This window comes from Nostoc sp., from assembly GCF_036917415.1.
Classification (GTDB): domain Bacteria; phylum Cyanobacteriota; class Cyanobacteriia; order Cyanobacteriales; family Nostocaceae; genus Nostoc.
This window is the reverse complement of sequence record NZ_JBALDJ010000050.1, coordinates 1-20,736: the sequence shown is the minus strand read 5'-3', so window position 1 is coordinate 20,736 and position 20,736 is coordinate 1. Positions and strand designations below refer to the sequence as shown.

At 39.8% G+C, this 20,736-nt stretch carries 17 protein-coding genes and 2 pseudogenes; 11 read left to right on the top strand and 8 right to left on the bottom strand.

Features of this window, described 5'->3' with window-relative positions:
* Nucleotides 1-8 precede the first annotated feature (8 nt).
* Nucleotides 9-1,586, bottom strand: a complete 1,578-nt coding sequence (locus V7K41_RS08845) for a type I restriction-modification system subunit M (RefSeq protein ID WP_334847314.1) — start codon at nt 1,584-1,586, stop codon at nt 9-11.
* Between the two features lie 714 nt (nt 1,587-2,300).
* Here V7K41_RS08845 and V7K41_RS08840 point away from each other — a divergent pair.
* Entirely contained in the window at nt 2,301-3,203 is a 903-nt protein-coding gene (locus tag V7K41_RS08840; RefSeq protein WP_334847312.1) for a hypothetical protein, read from the top strand.
* A 279-nt stretch (nt 3,204-3,482) separates the two neighbouring features.
* Nucleotides 3,483-4,790 carry a recombinase family protein gene (locus tag V7K41_RS08835; RefSeq protein WP_334847311.1) on the top strand — a complete coding sequence of 436 codons (1,308 nt, stop codon included), beginning with the start codon at nt 3,483-3,485 and terminating at the stop codon, nt 4,788-4,790.
* 13 nt (nt 4,791-4,803) lie between these two features.
* Here the strand turns inward: V7K41_RS08835 and V7K41_RS08830 are convergent, their stop codons facing one another.
* Complete coding sequence (locus tag V7K41_RS08830) at nt 4,804-5,973, bottom strand: hypothetical protein (protein ID WP_334847309.1); 1,170 nt, start codon at nt 5,971-5,973, stop codon at nt 4,804-4,806.
* A 606-nt stretch (nt 5,974-6,579) separates the two neighbouring features.
* Here V7K41_RS08830 and V7K41_RS08825 point away from each other — a divergent pair.
* Nucleotides 6,580-8,199 carry an ArnT family glycosyltransferase gene (locus V7K41_RS08825; protein WP_334847307.1) on the top strand — a complete coding sequence of 540 codons (1,620 nt, stop codon included), beginning with the start codon at nt 6,580-6,582 and terminating at the stop codon, nt 8,197-8,199.
* A gap of 127 nt (nt 8,200-8,326) precedes the next feature.
* Here the strand turns inward: V7K41_RS08825 and V7K41_RS08820 are convergent, their stop codons facing one another.
* Nucleotides 8,327-8,896 carry a hypothetical protein gene (locus tag V7K41_RS08820; protein WP_334847305.1) on the bottom strand — a complete coding sequence of 190 codons (570 nt, stop codon included), beginning with the start codon at nt 8,894-8,896 and terminating at the stop codon, nt 8,327-8,329.
* A gap of 701 nt (nt 8,897-9,597) precedes the next feature.
* Nucleotides 9,598-9,759, bottom strand: a pseudogene (locus V7K41_RS08815) (IS630 family transposase); the annotation flags it as partial.
* Nucleotides 9,760-9,894: 135 nt separating this feature from the next.
* Here V7K41_RS08815 and V7K41_RS08810 point away from each other — a divergent pair.
* Nucleotides 9,895-10,227: a hypothetical protein gene (locus tag V7K41_RS08810; protein WP_334847303.1), complete on the top strand. Its 333-nt coding sequence runs from the start codon at nt 9,895-9,897 to the stop codon at nt 10,225-10,227.
* Nucleotides 10,228-10,357: 130 nt separating this feature from the next.
* Nucleotides 10,358-10,564, top strand: a complete 207-nt coding sequence (locus V7K41_RS08805; RefSeq protein WP_334847301.1) for a hypothetical protein — start codon at nt 10,358-10,360, stop codon at nt 10,562-10,564.
* 434 nt (nt 10,565-10,998) lie between these two features.
* Here the strand turns inward: V7K41_RS08805 and V7K41_RS08800 are convergent.
* Nucleotides 10,999-11,109 (bottom strand): annotated as a pseudogene (locus V7K41_RS08800) (DnaB-like helicase N-terminal domain-containing protein); the annotation flags it as partial.
* Nucleotides 11,110-11,273: 164 nt separating this feature from the next.
* Nucleotides 11,274-11,660, bottom strand: coding sequence for a hypothetical protein (locus V7K41_RS08795; RefSeq protein ID WP_334847299.1), 387 nt, complete (start codon nt 11,658-11,660; stop codon nt 11,274-11,276).
* Nucleotides 11,661-11,828: 168 nt separating this feature from the next.
* Here V7K41_RS08795 and V7K41_RS08790 point away from each other — a divergent pair, with 168 nt between their 5' ends.
* Both V7K41_RS08790 and V7K41_RS08785 read left to right on the top strand, forming a co-directional pair.
* On the top strand, nt 11,829-11,957 hold the full coding sequence (locus tag V7K41_RS08790) for a hypothetical protein (protein WP_334847298.1): 129 nt from the start codon (nt 11,829-11,831) through the stop codon (nt 11,955-11,957).
* A 179-nt stretch (nt 11,958-12,136) separates the two neighbouring features.
* Nucleotides 12,137-14,011, top strand: a complete 1,875-nt coding sequence (locus tag V7K41_RS08785) for a chloride channel protein (protein ID WP_334847296.1) — start codon at nt 12,137-12,139, stop codon at nt 14,009-14,011.
* Nucleotides 14,012-14,107: 96 nt separating this feature from the next.
* Here V7K41_RS08785 and V7K41_RS08780 read toward each other — a convergent pair whose 3' ends face one another.
* Nucleotides 14,108-14,521, bottom strand: coding sequence for an AbrB family transcriptional regulator (locus V7K41_RS08780; protein ID WP_334847294.1), 414 nt, complete (start codon nt 14,519-14,521; stop codon nt 14,108-14,110).
* A 469-nt stretch (nt 14,522-14,990) separates the two neighbouring features.
* Here V7K41_RS08780 and V7K41_RS08775 point away from each other — a divergent pair, with 469 nt between their 5' ends.
* The 3 genes from V7K41_RS08775 (at nt 14,991) to pyrR (ending at nt 17,275) form a co-directional block, all read left to right on the top strand.
* The gene (locus V7K41_RS08775) at nt 14,991-15,431 is read left to right on the top strand and encodes an Rrf2 family transcriptional regulator (protein WP_334847292.1); all 441 of its coding nucleotides are present in this window, start codon (nt 14,991-14,993) and stop codon (nt 15,429-15,431) included.
* An 83-nt stretch (nt 15,432-15,514) separates the two neighbouring features.
* Nucleotides 15,515-16,486, top strand: a complete 972-nt coding sequence (gene cbiB / locus V7K41_RS08770) for an adenosylcobinamide-phosphate synthase CbiB (protein WP_334847290.1) — start codon at nt 15,515-15,517, stop codon at nt 16,484-16,486.
* A gap of 252 nt (nt 16,487-16,738) precedes the next feature.
* A complete protein-coding gene (gene pyrR / locus V7K41_RS08765; RefSeq protein ID WP_334847289.1) occupies nt 16,739-17,275 on the top strand; it encodes a bifunctional pyr operon transcriptional regulator/uracil phosphoribosyltransferase PyrR in 537 nt (178 codons plus the stop codon).
* A 333-nt stretch (nt 17,276-17,608) separates the two neighbouring features.
* On the opposite strand, the gene V7K41_RS08760 is transcribed toward pyrR, so the two are convergent.
* Nucleotides 17,609-17,758, bottom strand: coding sequence for a hypothetical protein (locus tag V7K41_RS08760; protein ID WP_334847287.1), 150 nt, complete (start codon nt 17,756-17,758; stop codon nt 17,609-17,611).
* A 336-nt stretch (nt 17,759-18,094) separates the two neighbouring features.
* On the opposite strand from V7K41_RS08760, the gene V7K41_RS08755 reads away from it, so the two are divergent.
* On the top strand, nt 18,095-20,677 hold the full coding sequence (locus V7K41_RS08755) for a GAF domain-containing protein (protein ID WP_334847286.1): 2,583 nt from the start codon (nt 18,095-18,097) through the stop codon (nt 20,675-20,677).
* The last annotated feature ends 59 nt before the right edge of the window (nt 20,678-20,736 follow it).

Sequence of the window (20,736 nt, the reverse complement as noted above, 5' to 3'; positions counted from 1 at the left end):
GTTTACCCCTAGCGCCGTTGCAACAAAGTCATCGGGTCAAAACCGTGACTAGTAAACAATTCTTGCTTTGCATCCACCTCAGACTTGGGTACACCGCCCAAAAGATGCGATCGCACATCTTGAGGTTCTGGCGGTGGGGTATTATCAGCATAGCGGCGAATATTGCAGTTGTATTCGTAGTCAGCCAATTGTTGTTGCGTTACTACCGCCGCATAACCAGCAATCCCAGGATAATCAGCATTGGTTGTAAAATCTTCATAAGCCGAGACAATTTTTTCTATATGTTCAGGACGCAATGAATTTTGAGCGCGTCCAGCCTGAAATTCCGCATCAGCGTTGATAAATAACACCTTACCTTGAGTCGCTTTTGGTTTGGCACCTCTGGGACGCATCACCAAAATACACGCCGGAATCCCTGTCCCATAAAATAATTGTGGTGGTAAGCCAATCACCGCCTCTAAATTATCCTCTTCAATAAATAACTGGCGGATTTTCTTTTCTTCTCCACCGCGAAATAGTACCCCGTGAGGCATAACTGTCGCCATAATCCCATCTTGCTTTAACACCGCTAGCATGTGCTGGGCAAACATCAAATCAGCTTTTCCACTTGTAGGGCAAAAAACGCGGAATCTGTCAAGAAACTCCATCGGGTTATCTTTATTACCCCGGCTGTAGTTTTGCGAAAACGGTGGATTACTCAGTATTCGGTCATAATGCTTTAAATTTCCCCCCTCTTTAATCGGCACCATCAAGGTATCATCGTTCTGAAGCACAGCATTGGGGATTCCATGCAGTAATAAATTCATCTTGCAGATAGCCCAAACTCCCCCATTATTGTCTTGTCCGTAGAGTCTCAAATCGCGGGAATTTCCACCGTGTTCTTCTATGTGCTGCTTAGATAAAATTAACATTCCCCCCGAACCCACACAGGGGTCATAAACCTCCATCCTTTCTTGGGGGTTGACAATTCGCACCATTAACTTCACCACTCCACGGGGAGTATAAAATTCACCGCCCTTTTTACCAGCAGAGTCAGCAAAAAAATAAATTAAATACTCATAGGCTGCACCCAATAAATCGGGAAATTCTAAATCTTCATTCCGTAGCGATCGCTTGTCAAAATGTTCTATCATTTGACGTAATTGCAAATCGCTTAACGTACTTTTGCCACCCACCTGCCGATTAAAATCAATATGCTCAAAAACATTCTGCAACACCGCCAGATTAGCATCAGCAAGACTGTGTAAGGCAGTATTAAGTTTATTACCTATTTGTTGATGAAAGGTGTTAACTATAGTACTCCAACGAGATTGTGGTGGTACAAATAACGTATAAGCTTCTGTATTAGTTGGAACGTAGCGGTTAGGGTTGTTGGCCCTTTCCTTAGCGGCTTCTTCACTCTCCCCTTTACCCATAAATTCCTTAACAATTTGCTGATAGCGCACCTCAAACACATCAGCAGCCCGCTTTAAAAACAACATCCCAAAGATAAATTCCTTATATTCAGAAGCGTCCATTTTGCCGCGTAAAATATCAGCCGCCGCAAATAAGTGACGTTCCAGCTTCGGAAGAGTGAGTTTTGCCATAACAGTAGAATCCCCGGCTTTTGACGATCGCAAACTTGACTTTATTTCGTGGGTGTCACCACTTATAGATAATAAATATAAATAAAGGCTGAATCAATTACTTTTTTCCTCTGTGTTTAACCCATCAACTGTATAAGTGTCTTTTTACAGACAATCAATCATATTACCAACTGAAACGCAAAAATGATATTGTTATACCGGGCTAATTGGTTTTATTTTTGTTAGAGGTTATTACGAACCAACTACTGCTAATTGTGAAGCGCTGTTAATCCTTGTACCGTAAATGACTAAAAATTGTAACTACAATAACTAGGTTGCAGTGATTTAACTTAGTAAGGCTTCTGACGCTTTGCCATACCTCTAAAAGGCAATACGGTTCAGTTAAGCCGCAAAGTCAGGTAAATTAAGGATTATTTCCAAGCCTGGAAATTGACTGTGGTACATCTGAAAGATTTTTAACTATTGTCTCCAACGATACAAAGTAGCGATTTGCTAAAAGCGATTGAGATAGCTATACCTGCAAGTTTCCTTCCAAAAAGCCAAAACACATAGGTACTGGACAACGAGTCGAAGCTCCGAGATTTAACATCACTAATAAGCTTTTTAGCCTTAACTGAACCGTATTGTATTATGGTCAGACGACTTGCATGATTTTTGACTGGTTCCAACTTTTAAAACATCCTTTTAGTTTCTAATCCCTAGTCCCTAATTCCTATGCTTCCAAATCTTACGCAGCAGTTTAATATTGGTAATATTGTTAGCCTTGCTAGCTATCTATATCGTTCAAATTTCAAAAAATTTTCTCGCTTGTCATTATTTGCCCATTTATGGCTAATAGTCCCGATTTATGGATGGGCAAAATTTTATGCGTTCGCTGGTTTAATTTCCCGTTTAGCGTTTAGTGAAATTAGTGGTCAGCCTGAAAGCTCAAAAGTTGCCAAAATTCAGATTAAAAAAAGATTTTGGCAGTTTCTCATAACTGCAATTCTAGTTATATTAATATGTTTATTACAATTTTTTATTTTTTACATTGGAATTTCAATAACTGCGGGAATAATATATGTAATATTACCAAGAATTTTTAGTGCCATATCTCAACCAATCAATCAAGCAAATCCCTTTGACAATATTATATTTAGAATCATCATTATTCCAACAGCTATAGGTATTTATTTCAGCCCTCTGTGGTTTTACTCGCGTTTCTTCATTACTGATTTACCTCTAGCAATAGAAGATGATACTAACTTCATTGGTGCAATTAAGAGAAGTAGAGAATTAAGCAAGGGTTTAACATGGCGAATTATTGCCATTATATTCATATCATTTGTAATTACTTTACCTATACAAATTTTAGGATGGTTGATTTATAGTAGAGGATTCAACCTTTTAATACAACTAATCTCCCTATTGTTATCTGGAGATTGGGCTAATGAAAATAAAATGTTTATCAGTGCATTACTACTAATGATTTTAAATTTAATCAATGGCATAATATTGATGCCTTTTTGGCAATCTATTAAATCTGTAGTTTACTATGACATTATTTGTCGTCGAGAAGGTTTTGATTTAAAAATACGCGCTCGCACTATTGAACTAACATCTGATTGGAATAAATAAATTGCAAAAAATGTATTTATAGCAACCCTAAGTAAATTGTGAATTGATCTTTGATAGAGTCAAAAATTAAAGGTTTCTTTGAATTCTGGACTAGTACCGCAAGGCGGAAGTCAAAAGTCAAAAGTCAAAAGTCACTCATGTTTTAATTTTGGGCTTTCTGGCTGTTTTGAATGGTATGTTTATTTCCGCCGACCTGTGGCGGACAGTATGACTTAATGTTTTGTCGTCAAGCTAGTAGTTACAACTGATATCATTTCTTTGTGATGCTGCGCTAAACCTTTGAAAATAATTGCTTACTCTTACACCGATCCGCTATTAGAATCTTCTCCCGATCGAGCCGATTGGGGATGGGAGGTGGATCGGGTTTATGAAGATTTGGGCAAGCCAGACTCTTCTGAACGATCGCAATTACAACAATTATTTACTGATTGCCAAACTGAACCAGCAGATTATCTCCTGATTCGTCGGTTGGAAGAATTGGGAGATACTGTAGAGGAAATTAGCGAGCGCCTCAATCAACTTGAAGTCATGGGAATCGCAGTAATCGCCACTGAACAACCCTACACTTCCGAAAATTACCCTCTGGGCGCTGACTTGCTGAATTTGCTACACGCAATCCAACGACAGCAACGTAGTCGTCGCATCCGCCAAGGACACGCCCGTAATCGTCTTGAGGTTGCACCGCCACCCGGCAAAGTTCCCTACGGCTATCGCAGAGGTAAGGGAAAATATACCATTGACCGCAGTACTTCACCAGTAGTCAAAGATTTTTTTGAACATTTTTTACTTTATGGTTCCTTGCGGGGTTCAGTGCGTTACTTGGCGAAAAAATACGGCAAGAAAATCTCTGTCACCACAGGAAGACGCTGGCTGACTAATCCAGTCTATCGCGGCAATACAGCCTATCAAAATGGTGAAATTATCTCCAATACCCATATTCCGATAATTTCTAAGGAAGAAGCAGCTCAAGTTGACCGACTTTTACGCCGTAACAGCCGTTTACCATCCCGAACTGCTAGCGCACCGCGTTCTTTAGCTGGGTTGGTTGTCTGTGCTGAGTGTCAGTCACATCTAACAGTTACCCGTGTTACCCAACGCAACCAAGATAAAGAGTATCTTTATTTACGTTCTACTAGCTGTCCCCAAAGCCCTAAGTGTAAGGCTGTTTCCTACCAAGAGGTTTTAGAACATACAATTGAAACGGTTTGCCGTGATTTACCTCTGGCGGTAGCAGGAATGAATTTTCCCCAGTTGGATGCAGTCAAGAATAGTTTAGGACAAGCGATCGCTCGTCAGCAAGAAATACTTGCTCAGTTACCCGCTTTAATTGAAACTGGAATTTTAGATGCCGAAACAGCAAAGTTAAGGGCTTACAAACTCCGCACAGAAATTTCTGCACTCGAAGCAAAGCTAGCAACTCTTCCCCCAGTTAACTTGCGTTCTGTTGCTCAAGCTGTTTCTCTACCACAATTTTGGTTAGATTTGTCGGAAACAGAACGGCGATTTTACTTTCGAGAATTTATCAGGCAAATTGACATTACTCTTCAGAATAAAGAATTAAAACTCCAAGTTATTTTTATTTTTTGATTTAATTGAAACGCTATTTTTGAGATGGTTGATCCTTAGTATAAGCAGCAGGTTTTGGTCCTGCATTCCGCACATTGATAAATTTATTGAGGATGTCAAACCAGAAAGGTGCACCCATAGCAATAGCAAAACCACTCACTATCCAACCACAAATTAATTTAAAAACCTGTGAAATTCTGATATAAACTCTATTCGATTTCGTCGTATCTAATAATTCAAACTGTTGATTAATATTTTGCCATCCAATCGGTATAGAAGCATTTCCTAATAGTTTCTCAATATCTCTTCTGGCTGCTTCATCATTGATATAATCGATTCGTTGACTTGCACTTTGAGTAATGGTAGAGCGGATAACCGAATCCTCTGATAGTCTTTTAACCAAGTGAAATGTATCAGTATTGGTTAAAAAGGCAACTGATATTCCAATTAAAATAGCAACTCCTTTGGCATTGCGCTTATAGACACCGCTTGCTCGATCCATAGAGCGATCAAACCATGTTTCTACTTCATTTTTAAATTGATCCGCTTCCTCTGTGAGATCGCCAACTTTTATTCTGGTACGTTGAGCAATTACACAAAGGCTCTTGATTAAATTATTAGGGACTTCATCAGGTAACTCATTATTAACAAAATCTATAAATTTTTGGTCAATTTCTCCATAAATTTCTTTAATTTTTGTGTAACTTGCACTCGTTGGCTCGTTTATACCTTTTTTAAGTTCTTTATATGAGGCTAATATCATGTGCAAGTTGGTTTTTCCTTCTTCACTAGGATGCTTAACATGATTAATTAGCTGGGAAATTTTTAAGGTATCTAATAAAGTAGTTGCAAATGTTTCAGAAGGAAGATAGGAAGGGCCGCTTTGTTTTTCTAGTACTAGTTTATCAGGGTTTTTGGTAATTTCCTGGAAATGCTTTTCTAGTTTACCCTTGGCTTGGTGATTCAATGTATTAACCAAAGGATCGTTATAAAGTTTCTGTACCAACTGGATTGCATTAATAATATCTGATTTTTCACTTTCACTACCACCTGATAAAAGTAATTCAATCGAAGTTCTTAAATGTTTAGCTCTCCATTGTAATAATGTGGCAATTAGTTCCTGGATTTCCGAAGCTAGCAAGCTCAAAATCAAGTAAATAAAAACTAAGCCAAGAGTAATATCTACAACTACAGGTAAATTCATTGACAATCTCCAATAATTTTTTAGCTGTTTATTGTTATCAAAAGTGCTTAAAAAATTGTATATCATAGATATTGTAATTCAATATCTACTTAATTAAATTTAAAATATAAAATTTTCTGATTTAGATAATTTTATTCAACAAGGATTTTTGATTATTAATGATTAAATAGCTTTGTAAGCAATAAATAATTATTATTTTTGTAAAAACTTTCTTAAAAATATTATATAGTTCATTAAATTATTCAGTACACTATTGAATTAGTGTAGCGATCGCTTACTAATTTTTTGAAATTAACTAGATAAAAACTAAGTAGATAAAATTGAAACCAAGCATCACATACAAAATAAAGTACAAGTTTATTTACGGACTATCTAACAGGTAATAAATTATCGATCGCTTGTATTATTTTTATCATTTTTTGGACTAAATGTTATTTAAATAACCAATATAATTTTTTCAAAAAATAGCGCTAATTAGAAAAAATTGAGTTAATCTTGGAAACTAGCAATTGTTAAAAACATACGTTGTTACTGGGTGGCAACATTGGAGATTCGCTAGATGTCTCTATGTAATCAAACCAGCAAGTAAAATGATTACCAGAGAATATGCAAGAAGGAAGCTTTATTTGGAGTCATCTGGAAAAACAGCATCGCACGGTTGGAAAATGGATTGATTGGGTATGGCTAATAGTATTGCTGTTGGCAGCAGTATTACTGTTTAGCATCAATCTGGGAGGGTTGCCGCTGCGAGATTGGGATGAAGGTACTGTGGCACAGGTTGCTCGTGAAATTTGGCACGCCCCATCAGGTTCAATGCCTTGGCTTTACCCAACGTTAGGAGGCGAACCATATCATGACAAGCCGCCTTTGATGCATTTGCTAATAGCTTGGGCTTATTCTCTAGGAGGCGAAAATGAGTTGACAACGCGCTTACCTGGAGCAATTTTAACAGCAACATCTGTACCTTTACTGTATTGCATTGCTCGAGAGATATTTCGCCAACGTTGGGCTGCTATTTATAGCGCCTTGATTTATCTAACAATGCTACCTGTAGTGCGTCATGGGCGGCTGGCAATGTTGGATGGGGCGATGGTAAGTTTTTTGATGGTGATGATGTTGTGTGTGTTGCGATCGCGCCGGGATTTACGTTATTGTCTTGGTGTTGGCATCAGCTTTGGGTTTATTTGTTTAACTCAAGGGCTGCTAGGCGTATTACTCGGTGCGATCGCACTTGTATTTCTGTTTTGGGATACGCCACGACTGCTCACTTGTTACTATCTCTGGATAGCAATCTTAATTGGCATTCTACCTGTAGCTGGTTGGTATGGTGCCCAACTAATTCACTATGGTTATACTTTCGCCCAAATTGGTATTGCAAACCCATCACTAGGCCGAATTGGTTCAGTTGTAGAAAGTAATTCTGAACCACCTTGGTACTATGTGATTGAACTTCTCAAATACACATGGCCGTGGTTATTGTTCTTACCACAAACTGTCCGTTTAACCTGGGAAAATCGCAACCTTAGCTGGGCAAAATTAGTAATGGCATGGAGTGGGGTTTATCTGCTGGTAATTTCCTTCATGATTACCAAAGTTCCCTGGTATCTATTCCCGATTTACCCTAGTTTAGCTTTAGCCTTTGGTATCCAGTTATCAGATACAGAAAATTCGCCTTTACTCTCATCTTATCCCCGTGCTTGGGTCGCTGGTTTAGCAATACTTGCTGTGGCTGCTTCTGCTGGTAGCATTTATTTCAGTTCGGGTACAACACCAAAAACAGACTTACAACTGATTTTTGCCGCCGTAGCTTTAACTATGACCTTAGCAGCTATTTTGGCAGAACGAGGTGACGGACAATTTCTGAAGATTTTGTTTTGGGGAAGTTATATTTCGCTGCTGCTGTTAATGAAATCTAACTACTGGGTTTGGGAATTATCTGAAGCCTATCCAGTTAAACCAGTCGCCGCCATGATTGTACGAGCAAATCCAGCGACAAGGAAGATTTACACATCTTTTCCCTACCATCGTCCCTCGTTGGATTATTATAGCGATCGCACCATCATTCCTGCTTCTGTTGGTGAACTAGAATATTATTGGCACTACAACGGTCAACCCTACTTCCTACTTCATGCATCTGCTTTCAACAATCTTCAACTAGAGTCGATGAAGCTAATTGACCAAGCTGAAGGTTGGAAGTTAGTTACAAAAGATACTAATCGGCTATAAATATGGGGTATGGGGCATGGGGCAAAAGAATTCTGTTAGCGGATAGCTAGGGTTGAGTCAGTGCTGAGTTTTGTTTATCTCTTTGTCCCCTTGTCCCTCCTGTCTCCTGCGTTTACAAATACTCACCTTACCAAGGAGTCGCAGGTTGATCGTTAATGTTAACCCAATAGCGCGAACACCGTGCTAAACCGTTTATATCACCATAAGCTTGCGCCCAGAAACTCCATCCAGCGTAAATACCAGTACCATCATGGAATTCTGCCATCCGATATCCAGAGACACCACGAACAATTTGTCCTACCTGATTGCATATATTGTCTGCAACTGCTTGAGACGTTAATTGCTTTCCTTGGATATTGGGAATCACCAATACTGTACCGCCAGACCAAGAGTTCTTAGTCGCACCGCCAGGTGTTATCGACGACGGAGGCAGACCTACTGGTGCTAAAGCATTTGTCTTTTTAATACAGAGAAGTGAACGATATTCGTTGATATTAGTGTCGCCTTCATAAGGATTAGTACCATCGGGTTGTTCATTATCCGAACCGAACAAAACATAGGTTTTGGAGTTAACCACTAAAGGTTTTCCGAACACTTTCCAGGTCATTGCTTTAGGGTTGGCTTGAGCCGCAGAAATTGAAACAGTCATCATTAATCCGACTGTTACGACACTTGTTGCTAATATTTTGTTGAACATAGTTTTTTTGCCTTAAACAAAACTACTTTTAAAACTACAACAAATTAAGTAATTTATCTGAAGTTTTATTTTATCTTATGAAAATTAATACTTAATATATTCGGAATTATTTGACATTTTTGTAGTAATTTTTACTGCCACAAAATAAGCGACCAGGAAAAAATCAGATTATCGCCTAAAAGATAAATGATAATCGTGTGGCGATCGCCTTCTTCCAAAAAGTGTAAAAAACCTGCAACTCAGTTTGAATAAATGATAAACTGCGTAATTTTGCGGTTTGCCTGATGAGATTGATTTCTCTATGCTTGAGTCGTTTAAATGACGCTAACATTAACATTTCAAGTGTCCGTGATATAGAGATGTTCCAGGTATATCTATAGGTCTGTGTTTTGGAGAACAATATTAGTGCCATACAACAAGAGCTATTTCCGCTGTGTGTTATGTTGTCTCCTCGATTAAAGGTGCGCTGGGAATTGGTGCGGCAATAATTAATTCACTTACTCGGTACTGAAATCTGCTCTCGTTTGGAACCAGAACAGACTGCTTATTTTCTCGCTTACTATGAGTCGTTACAGGCAATCTTTTCACCCCAAGTATTGCCAGACAGTAAATTGTAGATGCTGTGGTGTCCCGATTTTCAAATTAATATAATGATAATTAGATAAGCATAAAGAAACAATATAGCAATCCTAAATGATTCATCAGAAAACACCATATTCATGAAGTTTAGGAAAGTCAAAAATTTGACAAGGAATCAACAATTCAAATAATCCCTTGACGATGGAAAAAGAATGGCAGAAAAAATAAAATTCTCGAATTAAACTTTTTGCTTGCAACCAGATATATTCTACAGGGTTTTGTTGTTCGCTAATAATCTGGATTTTTTCCCCTCTTTTTGCAAAATTGGGATGCTCCCGTTTTATGGCGATATTTTTTGTCATGTTACTATTAAGTCTGAACTTTATATGTTTACCCATAGCTAAGACCGCGAAAAAGTGATGAGAGGGATAATTTTTTATATAGTAGTACCAGTAGTAATCTCAGCAATCATAGGATCGCTCTGGGCAATAATTTATCTACTGTATAGCCAAAATATTCAAGTAACTCTCAAGTTATTTTTCTACTCATTTTTAGGAGGATTGCTTGGTGGAATAGTTGGTGCTTTTATTGGTCATTTAGTTGGTTCGACGGTATCTAAGGAATTTCCAGGTGATTTCATTTTTAGCTCTGAAAGCGCCAGCTGGCTTGTTTGGATTTCAATTTTCTGGATTATAGGCATTATTGTGGGAGCAGTTTTAGGAGGATTGATTTTCATCAGATTTTATTCATAATCCGTTCTGGATAAGTACGTGTTTATAGTTCCTATTCGTGCATATTTTTTGATTTCTTGCCGAATTCCGGTCTTTTATGTTATGTGTTTAACTAGAAACTTTTACGGCTCATAATACTATATATATATAAATGGAAACTCAAAGTGTTATAGCAATCGTAACGATTCCAACAGTAATTTTAGGAATGCTTGGAGCCATTTGGGCAATATTTTATTTCAGATATACCCAAAATATTCAAGCAAGTTTTGAATTGTTTTTCTACTTCTTTTGTGCCGGTTTGATTGCTGGAATAGTTGGTCTAATTATTGGTATTTTATTTAAGTCGATACTTTATTAAAGTATCAGGTTTGGGATGGACATTATTAGAAGGTTCTTTGAGAGAGAGTACGCTAGTAGTACTTATTTTTTCATGCCCAAATAGCAATAGTCAAATCACTTCAAAATTCGTACATTATTAATTCGCGCATTAGAATTGTGAGGGCTATAACACTAAGGCTGATTGTTCGCCCTTAGCGAACCTTATATATTTACCCATAGCTAAGACCGCAAAAAAAGTGATGAAAGGGATAGTTTTTTATATAATAGTACCAGTAGTAATCTCAGCAATCATAGGATTGCTCTGGGCAATAATTTATCTACTGTATAGTCAAAATATTCAAGTAACTCTCAAGTTATTTTTCTACTCATTTTTGGGAGGATTGCTTGGTGGAATAGTTGGTGCTTTTATTGGTCATTTAGTTGGTTCGAGGGTATCTGAAGAAGCACCACTACGACCCTTCCTATCACTTCAGGGTCTAACAGGATGCCAGCCAAGACTGCTTCTTCGGCTTCAATATTTTGGGGAGGCAGCTTGATGCCACCAAAATCTAAACTATCTGATATATAAATACCTCTGGTATGTGTTTGATTATTCGGTAATGTCGGGGTAACTATTGGTATGAGGATGCAGAGAAATTGCGATCCAAAGTCTAGAGCCAAGATTCTCGCGATCGCCCTGCTGTAAGTTCCAAATTTAGGAATTTAGGATTTATACAAAAGTAATCCATTTACTGAGATTTGTTTCCTGCGTCATTAACTTTCTCTGTTGTGGGAAGAATTTGGCTATCATAGCTTGTCTTTTCTTGGGTCAAAGCGATCGCACCAAAGAAAATGGCACTTCCTACAGCCAAAGCTACCATAGGACGCTTGAGTAAGACAAAATCTCTGAGAATCCTCGCTAAAGGTCGGCTTTGACGACGTAGGGACGAAGACATCATCAATTGTCTCCAAGTAAACGGATCGCGGACATAATGACCACTTTGGCAAACTACTAGCCTTTCCTGGCAATAGGGACAGCAAAACAAGCCCATGCGCGTTTTAACTGGTTTTGGCGTGGCATTTCTTTGGCAAATTGGGCAAGTAACATAATGATTATCAAAAGTGTGTATATTCATTTACCTCGTCCGCCTAGTCCATTTACTCGCTCTATAACAATAGCTATATTGAATTGGGATCAATGTATGGTCTAAGATCGGGCATCAACCATACATACATTCTATTACTACCAAGGATGGCTCAATGGTCGCAACACGAGTATAGCTAGATTTAAGCAAGGATGACTCATGGTTAATGTTTACGGGTGCGTCCACCCAGCCGAAAAAACTTTGTTGTCTCTAGAAAAAATAGCGTTGGGCGTAGCTCCCGCCCCACTAGCCACAGCTACACCCAACTTAGGCATCGCTAACCCTTAAATAATAATTCTCTCTCATTTAACCATTCTCCCCACACAAATTTTGCACAATGACATTTTTAGCGAAAGCTTTGGAAGTTAAGCAAATAAAGTCTACTTGTCCGGTTGCTAAATAATGGCTCACAATGATAAGTAACAGATAAAAATTTAAATTTTTTCTTACATTTACCCTGCCTCTCAATGACTCTCTTGCCTCCCACTCAACTGAGGAAGGTAACGGAACAACCTGCCTTTCCTACACCTTCCGCTCGTTTAGCTCACCTAATTAATCGTTTTCAACCATCCCCAGAAACAGTTGTGCTGTTTTTAGCCATGCTTATTGGCGGTGGTACTGGTATGGGTATAGTCACCTTTCACTATTTAATCCAGTTGGTTCACCAGCTGATGCTGGAAAATTTAATGGGTCAAATTGGCGCCTGGGGTGCTTGGACTTTAGCTTGCGTTCCCACCCTTGGCGGATTAATTGTTGGCTTGATGCGTTGGCGCACTCAAGATTTTGGCCCTGGACTTTCATCTCTGATCGCCGCCTCTCAGGGAACAGAGATTAGGCGACCACTACGACCAGTTACCAAAATGCTGGCTGCATCTGTTTCTTTAGGGAGCGGTGCTTCTTTGGGACCAGAGGGGCCGAGTGTCGAAATTGGCGCAAATTTTGGGATGTTGTTGTCTGTGATCCTCAAGGTATCTCAAGAAAGACAGCGTTTGCTGTTGGGTGCTGGCGCGGCGGCTGGACTTGCGGCGGGATTTAATGCTCCCATCGCTGGAGTATTTTTTGCTTTAGAGGTAGTGATGGGAGCTACATCTTTTGCTACTTCTGCTGTCAGTGTGGTGCTGCTAGCGGCGGTGGTAGCAGCATTAATTGCCCAAATTGGTTTGGGGGCCCAACCTGCTTTTGATTTACCTGTTTACCAGGTTCGCAGTCCTTTGGAATTACCTCTTTATCTTGGTTTGGGTTTAGGGGCCAGCCTAGTTTCTCTGGCTTATACTCAATCAATTCGGGGAGCAAAAGCCTGCTTTGCTGGGAAGGTTCCAGGTTTTGCATTTTTCGGACGAATTCCTCAGCCGATTCATCCAATTATTGGCGGTGTGATAATTGGCGCTGTTGCTTTGCAGTTCCCGCAAATTCTGGGCGTCGGTTATGAAACTGTAGAAGCAATGCTTCAAGATGTAGAGTTTCCACTCTACTTATTGGTGATGTTGTTGGTGGTGAAGTTATTGATGACTGCAATTAGTGCAGGTAGTGGTTTCATCGGTGGTTTGTTCGCACCAGCAATGTTTTTAGGTGCTTCTTTTGGATCGGCTTATGCCAAAATGTTGGCTGTAGCATTCCCGACAATTTGCGATCAAATGGCGGCTCCCCCAGCTTACGCAATGGTGGGAATGGCAGCAGTACTGGCTGCTAGTGTGAGAGCGCCGTTAACGGCTATTTTAATGCTGTTTGAATTAACCCGCGACTATCGAATTGTTTTACCGTTGATGGCAGCTGTGGGTTTGAGTGTTTGGCTAGTAGAAAGGATTAAACCGACTTTTAACTCTAACTCTAATTTACAACAAATTGGTCTTTCGGAATTGAAAGATGAACAAGCAGAAATTGTGCAGCAAATTTTGGTAGAAGATGCCATGTATCCCTGTCCCAAAAAGTTACCTGCAACTTTGGGAGTATTAGATGCCGCTGTGGAAATGACCCGCGATCGCGTTCGTAGTGCTTTAGTATTTGATCAAGCAGAGCAATTAGTTGGTATACTTTCTTTGGAAGATATTAACCGTGCCCTTGCTATTTGGCAAACATACCCAAATCCCCTAACTGAAATTCCAGATAATTTATCCAGTCAAACCCTCATAGACATTTGTACTACTGAAATTCTCTATGCATGGCAAGATGAACTTTTATCTGAGGCTTTAGACCGGATGAGTCTTCGAGGTTTACATCAATTACCAGTGGTAGCACGAGACAAACCCGATCGCATTTTGGGTTTATTAGAAAAAGAGCAAATTACATTAACCTGTAATTTAGCAGTTACGCGCAAGGCACTTCGCCACTATTTAGCATATTAGTCATTAGTCATTGGTCATTAGTCATTGGTCATTGGTCATTGGTCATTGGTTTTCACAAAGGACAAATGACAATTGACTAATGACCATTTATATTTATTAAGCCGTGGCTTCTATGGCTTCACCATCTTCGCGATCTTCTGGATCTACCTGTCTCAGACGAATGTGCTTTTTGCCTAAAGTGATCGCAAACTCATCTCCTGGTTTAAGATTCATCTGTTTTGTATAAGCTGAACCTATAAGTAAGTTACCATTCGATTGCACGCTAATTCTATAGCTAGCACTACGTCCACCACGCCCATTAGCACTAGGTGTACTGTCTAACTGAATGCCTTCAGCATCAATTAGGGCATTTAAGAACTTCATCATATTGACACGCTCTATACCATTTTTGGTAACGGTATAGTAGCCGCATTTCTTGGCTTTATCTTCTTTGCTCTCGTTCTCTAGCTCTTTGACTTTTTTGAGCAGTTCTTCACCGAGTAAGGGTTCAATTTTTTTCTGTTTAGGCATCAACTTAGGTCGAAAATGAATGTTTGAAGTGTTTGAATCGATTTTATTTTAGCTGAGGTTGAGCTAACAGGAACGTAATCCTTTAGTTTTTATCTCAACCTAGCCAAGTATATTACACTCAGTTGCACAATTGTTATGCCATTAACAATATTGCCAAGACAATTTATTTTAGAGAATGCTGGCAATGCTGATAACTATATATATAGTTTGTGAATTACTGCTAGACTATATAAGTTTTAAGTTTTCTAAACTAACGCTCTAAAGGTTGTCTATTTCTTAAGGATGAGAACTGAGTCACAGAATGATAAGCAAAACTGATCCTTAATCATTGGTCATTGGTAATTAGTCATTGGTTATTTACAAATCACAAACTAAAGAAGTCTAAGAGTCAGAAGCCGACCATCAGAATTTCTTTTCAGGGAGATGCAGTGCCAACGAAAACAAAGAACAAACAACAAAACTTGCCAAAATGAAATTAACTACCAGAGGACACTATAGTGTGAAGGCGTTGCTAGATTTAAGTTTACAACCAAGATATGGGCCTGTATCTGTGAGAGCGATCGCTAAACGCCAAGATATTCCAGCTCCTTACCTCGAAAAACTACTAATAGAAATGCGTCGTGCGTCAATAGTTAAATCAATTCGTGGTAGCATTGGCGGATACCAATTGGCCAGAGAGCCTGCACAGATATCTATAGGACAAATTTTAGAAGCTGTTGGCGAGACTAGCCATTTACCTCATCAGACCTCAGCACCTACACAAGCTGAAGACTGGGTAACGTTTAGCCTCTGGCAGAGAGTCAACCAAAAGCTCAAAGAAGCTTTGTATAGTATTACTCTGGCAGACCTTTATTACGATGCTCGGAGTCGGCAAGCTTCCCTTGGAGAAGAAGCTAGTTTTGTGGTTTAGTCAAGAGCGGAGCCAAAGACGCTCCGCCTCCAGTCAATAGTCGAAATATTGACTCTTGACTTTTAACCCTTGACTTGTAACTTATGACTAATAATATCTATATCTTAATAATTGCAACATTTTTAGATTACTTAATTGGCGATCCTTGGGATTGGCCTCATCCAGTGCAAGTTATGGGGTGGATAATTTCTCGCCTAACCAAATTTTTTCTCCACTTGTGTCAAAATTCTCTAACACAACGCCTAGCTGGAATTGTACTAGGTATTATCTTAATAATTGGTAGCGGTCTTGTTGGCTTTTTGATTATTCAAATTGCCAGATGGGTTCATCCACTCTTAGGAATTGCAATAGATAGCATTCTTTTGGCTAGTTGTTTTGCTGGCAGAAGTCTGCGAGCAGCAGCAGAGGCTGTTTTACAACCTTTAACACTCGGAGATTTAAAGAAGGCTCGGAAGATTTTAAGTAATTACGTTGGTCGAGATACCCAAAACCTCTCACAAGCAGAAATTTCCCGAGCCGTTTTAGAAACGGTTGCAGAAAATGCCACCGATGGGGTAATGGCTCCACTTTTTTATGCAATTGTTGGTGTCTTTATCCCAGTTGTGGGGCCAACTCCCTTGGCTTTAGCATATAAAGCTAGCAGTACCCTCGATTCAATGGTGGGCTATCGGGAAGCACCCTATACTTATTTAGGATGGTTCTGTGCGCGGTTAGAAGATTGCTTGACTTGGCTACCTTGTCGGTTAACAGTTGTGACTCTGGCGCTGCTATCTGGTAAACCGATACATATTTGGCAAATTTGTCGTCGGGATGCAATTAACGATCCTAGTCCCAATTCTGGCTGGAGTGAGTGCGCCTATGCGGCTTTTTTGGGTGTGCAGATGGGGGGTAAAAATTGGTATCGGGGGGTAGCTAAATACAAACCACTACTAGGAGATGCTATTTATGCCATTACTGCAAGTTCTATTCAGAATGCTTTACAGCTGACTCGATATTGTTTTTTGCTATGGTTAGGGATAGCGATCGCTATATTCTTAATGCTCGCAAATAGGTAATTGTAAATATGGCGGTTCTCGTTTGAGTGCAGTACAGTTTTGACCTCACTTCCATTCCTCTCTCCTAAGAGGAGAGAGGCTTTGAATCTTACTCCCCTTCCCTGCTAGGGAAGGGGTTGGGGGTTAGGTCTGTATTGGACTCAACTGCAAACCGCTATATAAAGTTAGAGACGCGATTAACCCTTGTCTGTACAGGAGTTAAGAATAAAAACTCCTAACTCTTAACTTCTCACTCCTAACTTATGACTCGCTATGTCTGCCAAAGTAGTTGAAATTCTCTCATCTGAAGAAATCCGTCGTACCTTGACTCGCCTTGCCTCTCAAATTGTCGAAAGGACACGTGATTTGTCTCAACTGGTGCTTCTTGGTATTTATACCAGAGGTGCGTTATTAGCCGAATTATTGGCGCGTCAAATTGAGACGCTCGAAGATGTAACAGTCTCAGTCGGTGCTTTGGACATTACATTTTATCGAGATGACCTTGACAAAATTGGATTGCGGACTCCAACGAAAAGCGAAATTCCTTTTGACCTTACCGGGAAAACGGTTGTACTCGTGGATGATGTGATTTTCAAAGGACGGACGATTCGCGCTGCTTTGAACGCAGTCAACGATTACGGTAGGCCAGAGGTGATTCGTTTAGCTGTGTTAGTAGACAGAGGTCATCGAGAATTACCAATTCATCCAGATTTTATTGGCAAGAAGTTGCCTACAGCTAAAGAAGAAATTGTCAAAGTTTACTTACAAAATTCTGATGGACGAGATGCAGTAGAGTTAATTGCAGATTAGGCTATGGAGGCAGGGGGCAGGGGGCAGGAGGCAGGAGGCAGGGGGCAGAGGGCAGAGGGCAGGAGAAACTCTTTGTGTCTGATTTTAAATCCTGGATTTTTTACCCTACTCAGTGCTGAGTAGTGAGTGCCTCGGCAAGCGAGTGAATTAAGAATTACTCAGTACTTACTTATGTACTTGGGTTTGAGCAAGGCCCCTTGTGGGCGATCTTGCAACCCAGGACGGGCTAAACCTTAGCTATCCGCTAACAGCACTCTTCATCTCATCTACTTGAAAAATACTAGATAATCAAGCAAAGATGATATAGGAATCCGATTTGATTTATGAAAAAATCTAAGTATCTGTAGGGGAGCCAGCCGCGTGGGCGGGTTTCCCGACTTGAGCGGACTGGCGTTGTGTTATGGCGTAGCCTAACGCACCTAAATCGTTAACTGGTGCGTTACGCCAAAGGCTAACGCACCCTACGTGTATTTCAGAAATCAAATATGAGTCCTATACTACGGGTAAGAGTAACTGTGGAAGTCTATAAAACTGTCGTTAAAAAATAAAGATTGTTTGGCTGTCTTGTTAGAAAACCAGAACTCCTAATGAGAAAATAAGACATTCTAACCAAGCGATCGCCATTTGATTGTTAACAAGCCTATTATCAAACCCAATTTTTTCGAGTTGAAAGCAAATAAAAACATTATGAAACATGACCTAGAAGATTAGTGCCTCAAAATACTCCTCAAAGCTAGTTTTTGTTTAATAAGGTTTGTATAGAATTTGGTGGTGAGGTTATTTACTTGATTCTCAATTGCAGCAATCCAGGTTTCATTTATGAGTCAGTCTTTTTCTCAAAACCAAGCAAGACGAAATCGCCAACAGAGACTCTGGCAACAAAAATGGAGTTTAAAGACTAAAGCAATAGTTTGGGCACTAAGTATCAGTGTGCTTCCTGTAGTTGCAATTGGAACAGCTACTTACAACTATGGCACTAATTTAATTAATACACAAATTCCGCAAGTAAGACAAGAAAGTGCAAAAAGTTCAACAGAAACAGAACTTGCTCTACAAAGACAATTGTCACTCTTGTTAACTAGTATGGGAGTGACAGCAATTTTAGCAGGTGCGATCGCTGTTTTTGTGATGAATCGATTTATTAGTCGGATCCACAAGGCTGCTACAACTTCTAATATTATCAAAAATAAGCTACGTCCAGACAGTGAGTTTACTCAATCTTTCATGGCTAGCCAAGATGAATTAGTGATGTTAGAGAGCAACATAAACTTATTTACAGAGATGCTTTCGGGTTTGCTACAACAAAAAGAAGCCGAAGCTGATTACTCCCAGCTATCGATAAAAATTACCCGCTGGGTTCGAGAATCATTCAATGAAGAAGATGTTCTCAAAACTACCTCAGAAGAAATTCGTAAAGCTTTAAGCATCGATCGCGTAACCATCTTTTGCTTCAACTCCAACTGTAATGGAACCTTTATTGCCGAATCAGTAGCACCTGGTTTACCGAAAATGTTAGGGATTCTAGTCTCTAACACTGGGTTTGAGGCAGGATATATAGAAAAATATCAGAATGGTTGCATCCGTGCTATTGATGATATCTATCAAGCCAATCTCAGTGATGGTGATATTGAGCTGTTAGAGCAATTTGCTGTCAAATCTAATTTAATAGCGCCGATTCTCAAAGGCAAGCAGCTATTTGGTTTATTAATTGCACATCAGTGTTCTAGACTTCGCTTTTGGCAGCAGTCTGAGATTAATTTATTCGCTCACATAGCCATGCAAGTGGGATTTGCTCTTGACTACGCCAAGCTTCTAGAACAGGTAGATTCAAAGGCAGATCGAGCTCAGGTATTTATAAAAACTACCCGCAGCATTCGCCAATCGATCAACGAAGAGGATGTCCTCAAAACCACCGTAGAAGAAGTTCGCAAAGTACTGAGTACTGACCGAGTGCTGGTTTATAGCTTTAACGCTAATTGGGTTGGAACTGTAATTGCCGAATCAGTGGTTCCAGGTTATCCAAAAGTTTTGCGAGCTGAAATTCAAGACCCATGTTTCACTCAGGGCTATATAGAAAAGTATCAGTCTGGTCGCGTTCAAGCCACAAATAACATTCATGAAGCTGATTTGACAGATTGTCACATTAGCCTGCTCGAATCCTTTGCCGTGAAAGCAAATCTGGTTGCCCCCATTCTCAAAGATGAACAATTATTTGGCTTGTTAATTGCACATCAATGCTCCAGACCCCGTGATTGGCAAAAGCCTGAGATTGATTTATTTGCCCAGATAGCCATACAAGTGGGATTTGCTCTCGACCATGCAAGACTCCTGCAACGAATCGATGCTGAAGGTGTGCAAAGTCGGTTGCTGGCGGATACGATTGGCAGCATTCGCCAATCGCTCAACGAAGAGGATGTTCTGAAAACCACCGTAGAAGAGGTTCGTAAAGTACTGAGTACTGACCGAATACTGGTTTATAGTTTTAACGCTGATTGGTCTGGAATTGTGATTGCCGAATCAGTTGTTCTCACCTACCCAAAAGTTTTGCAAGCTGAAATCCGAGACCCATGTTTTGGTCAAGGCTATGTAGAACAGTATCAGTCTGGTCGCGTTCTAGCCATAAACAACATTTATGAAGTCGGTTTAGCTGATTGTCACATTAAACTGCTCGAATCCTTTGCTGTGAAAGCAAATTTAGTAGCCCCCATTATTAAAGATAAGCAGCTATTTGGCTTGTTAATTGCACATCAGTGCTCCAAACCCCGTGATTGGCAACAATCTGAGATTGATTTATTTGCCCAGATAGCGATGCAAGTAGGATTTGCTCTCGACCATGCAAGACTGCTGCAACGAATCGAAGCTGAAAGTATGCGAAGTCATTTATTGGTGGATATTATCTGCAAAATTCGCCAATCTCTCAAGGAAGAGGATGTCATCAAAACCACAGTGGAAGAGGTTCGCAAAGCACTAAATACTGACCGAGTGTTAGTTTATAGCTTTTACGCTAATTGGTTTGGAATTATTATTGCTGAATCAGTGCTTCCAGGTTATCCCAAAGTTTTGCGGTCTAAAATCCATGACCCCTGTTTCACTCAAGGCTATGTAGAAAAGTATCAGTCTGGTCGCGTTGTCGCAATCAACAACATTTATGAGTCTAGTTTGGCTGATTGTCACATTAACCTGCTCGAATCTTTTGGTGTGAAAGCAAATTTAGTAGCACCAATTATCAAAGATGAGCAGCTATTTGGCTTGTTAATTGCACACCAATGTTCCGAACCCCGTGATTGGCAACAATCTGAGATTGATTTATTTGCACAGATAGCGATGCAAGTAGGATTTACTCTCGATCATGCTAGGCTCCTACAAGCGTATCAAAATGCTGAAGCTAACTCTGATGAATAGTTTTGTGAGAGATTAGCAAAATTTGTTAGCAGCTATGCTTAACAAACACCTTGTCGTTA

Bases quoted from the DNA above. Each gene is read 5' to 3' on its own strand.
- V7K41_RS08845 (WP_334847314.1), bottom strand. From the start codon at position 1,586: ATGGCAAAACTCACTCTTCCGAAGCTGGAACGTCACTTATTTGCGGCG.
- V7K41_RS08840 (WP_334847312.1), top strand. From the start codon at position 2,301: ATGCTTCCAAATCTTACGCAGCAGTTTAATATTGGTAATATTGTTAGC.
- V7K41_RS08830 (WP_334847309.1), bottom strand. From the start codon at position 5,973: ATGAATTTACCTGTAGTTGTAGATATTACTCTTGGCTTAGTTTTTATT.
- V7K41_RS08825 (WP_334847307.1), top strand. From the start codon at position 6,580: ATGCAAGAAGGAAGCTTTATTTGGAGTCATCTGGAAAAACAGCATCGC.
- V7K41_RS08820 (WP_334847305.1), bottom strand. From the start codon at position 8,896: ATGTTCAACAAAATATTAGCAACAAGTGTCGTAACAGTCGGATTAATG.
- V7K41_RS08810 (WP_334847303.1), top strand. From the start codon at position 9,895: ATGAGAGGGATAATTTTTTATATAGTAGTACCAGTAGTAATCTCAGCA.
- V7K41_RS08805 (WP_334847301.1), top strand. From the start codon at position 10,358: ATGGAAACTCAAAGTGTTATAGCAATCGTAACGATTCCAACAGTAATT.
- V7K41_RS08795 (WP_334847299.1), bottom strand. From the start codon at position 11,660: ATGAATATACACACTTTTGATAATCATTATGTTACTTGCCCAATTTGC.
- V7K41_RS08790 (WP_334847298.1), top strand. From the start codon at position 11,829: ATGGTTAATGTTTACGGGTGCGTCCACCCAGCCGAAAAAACTTTGTTG.
- V7K41_RS08785 (WP_334847296.1), top strand. From the start codon at position 12,137: ATGACTCTCTTGCCTCCCACTCAACTGAGGAAGGTAACGGAACAACCT.
- V7K41_RS08780 (WP_334847294.1), bottom strand. From the start codon at position 14,521: ATGCCTAAACAGAAAAAAATTGAACCCTTACTCGGTGAAGAACTGCTC.
- V7K41_RS08775 (WP_334847292.1), top strand. From the start codon at position 14,991: ATGAAATTAACTACCAGAGGACACTATAGTGTGAAGGCGTTGCTAGAT.
- cbiB (WP_334847290.1), top strand. From the start codon at position 15,515: ATGACTAATAATATCTATATCTTAATAATTGCAACATTTTTAGATTAC.
- pyrR (WP_334847289.1), top strand. From the start codon at position 16,739: ATGTCTGCCAAAGTAGTTGAAATTCTCTCATCTGAAGAAATCCGTCGT.
- V7K41_RS08755 (WP_334847286.1), top strand. From the start codon at position 18,095: ATGAGTCAGTCTTTTTCTCAAAACCAAGCAAGACGAAATCGCCAACAG.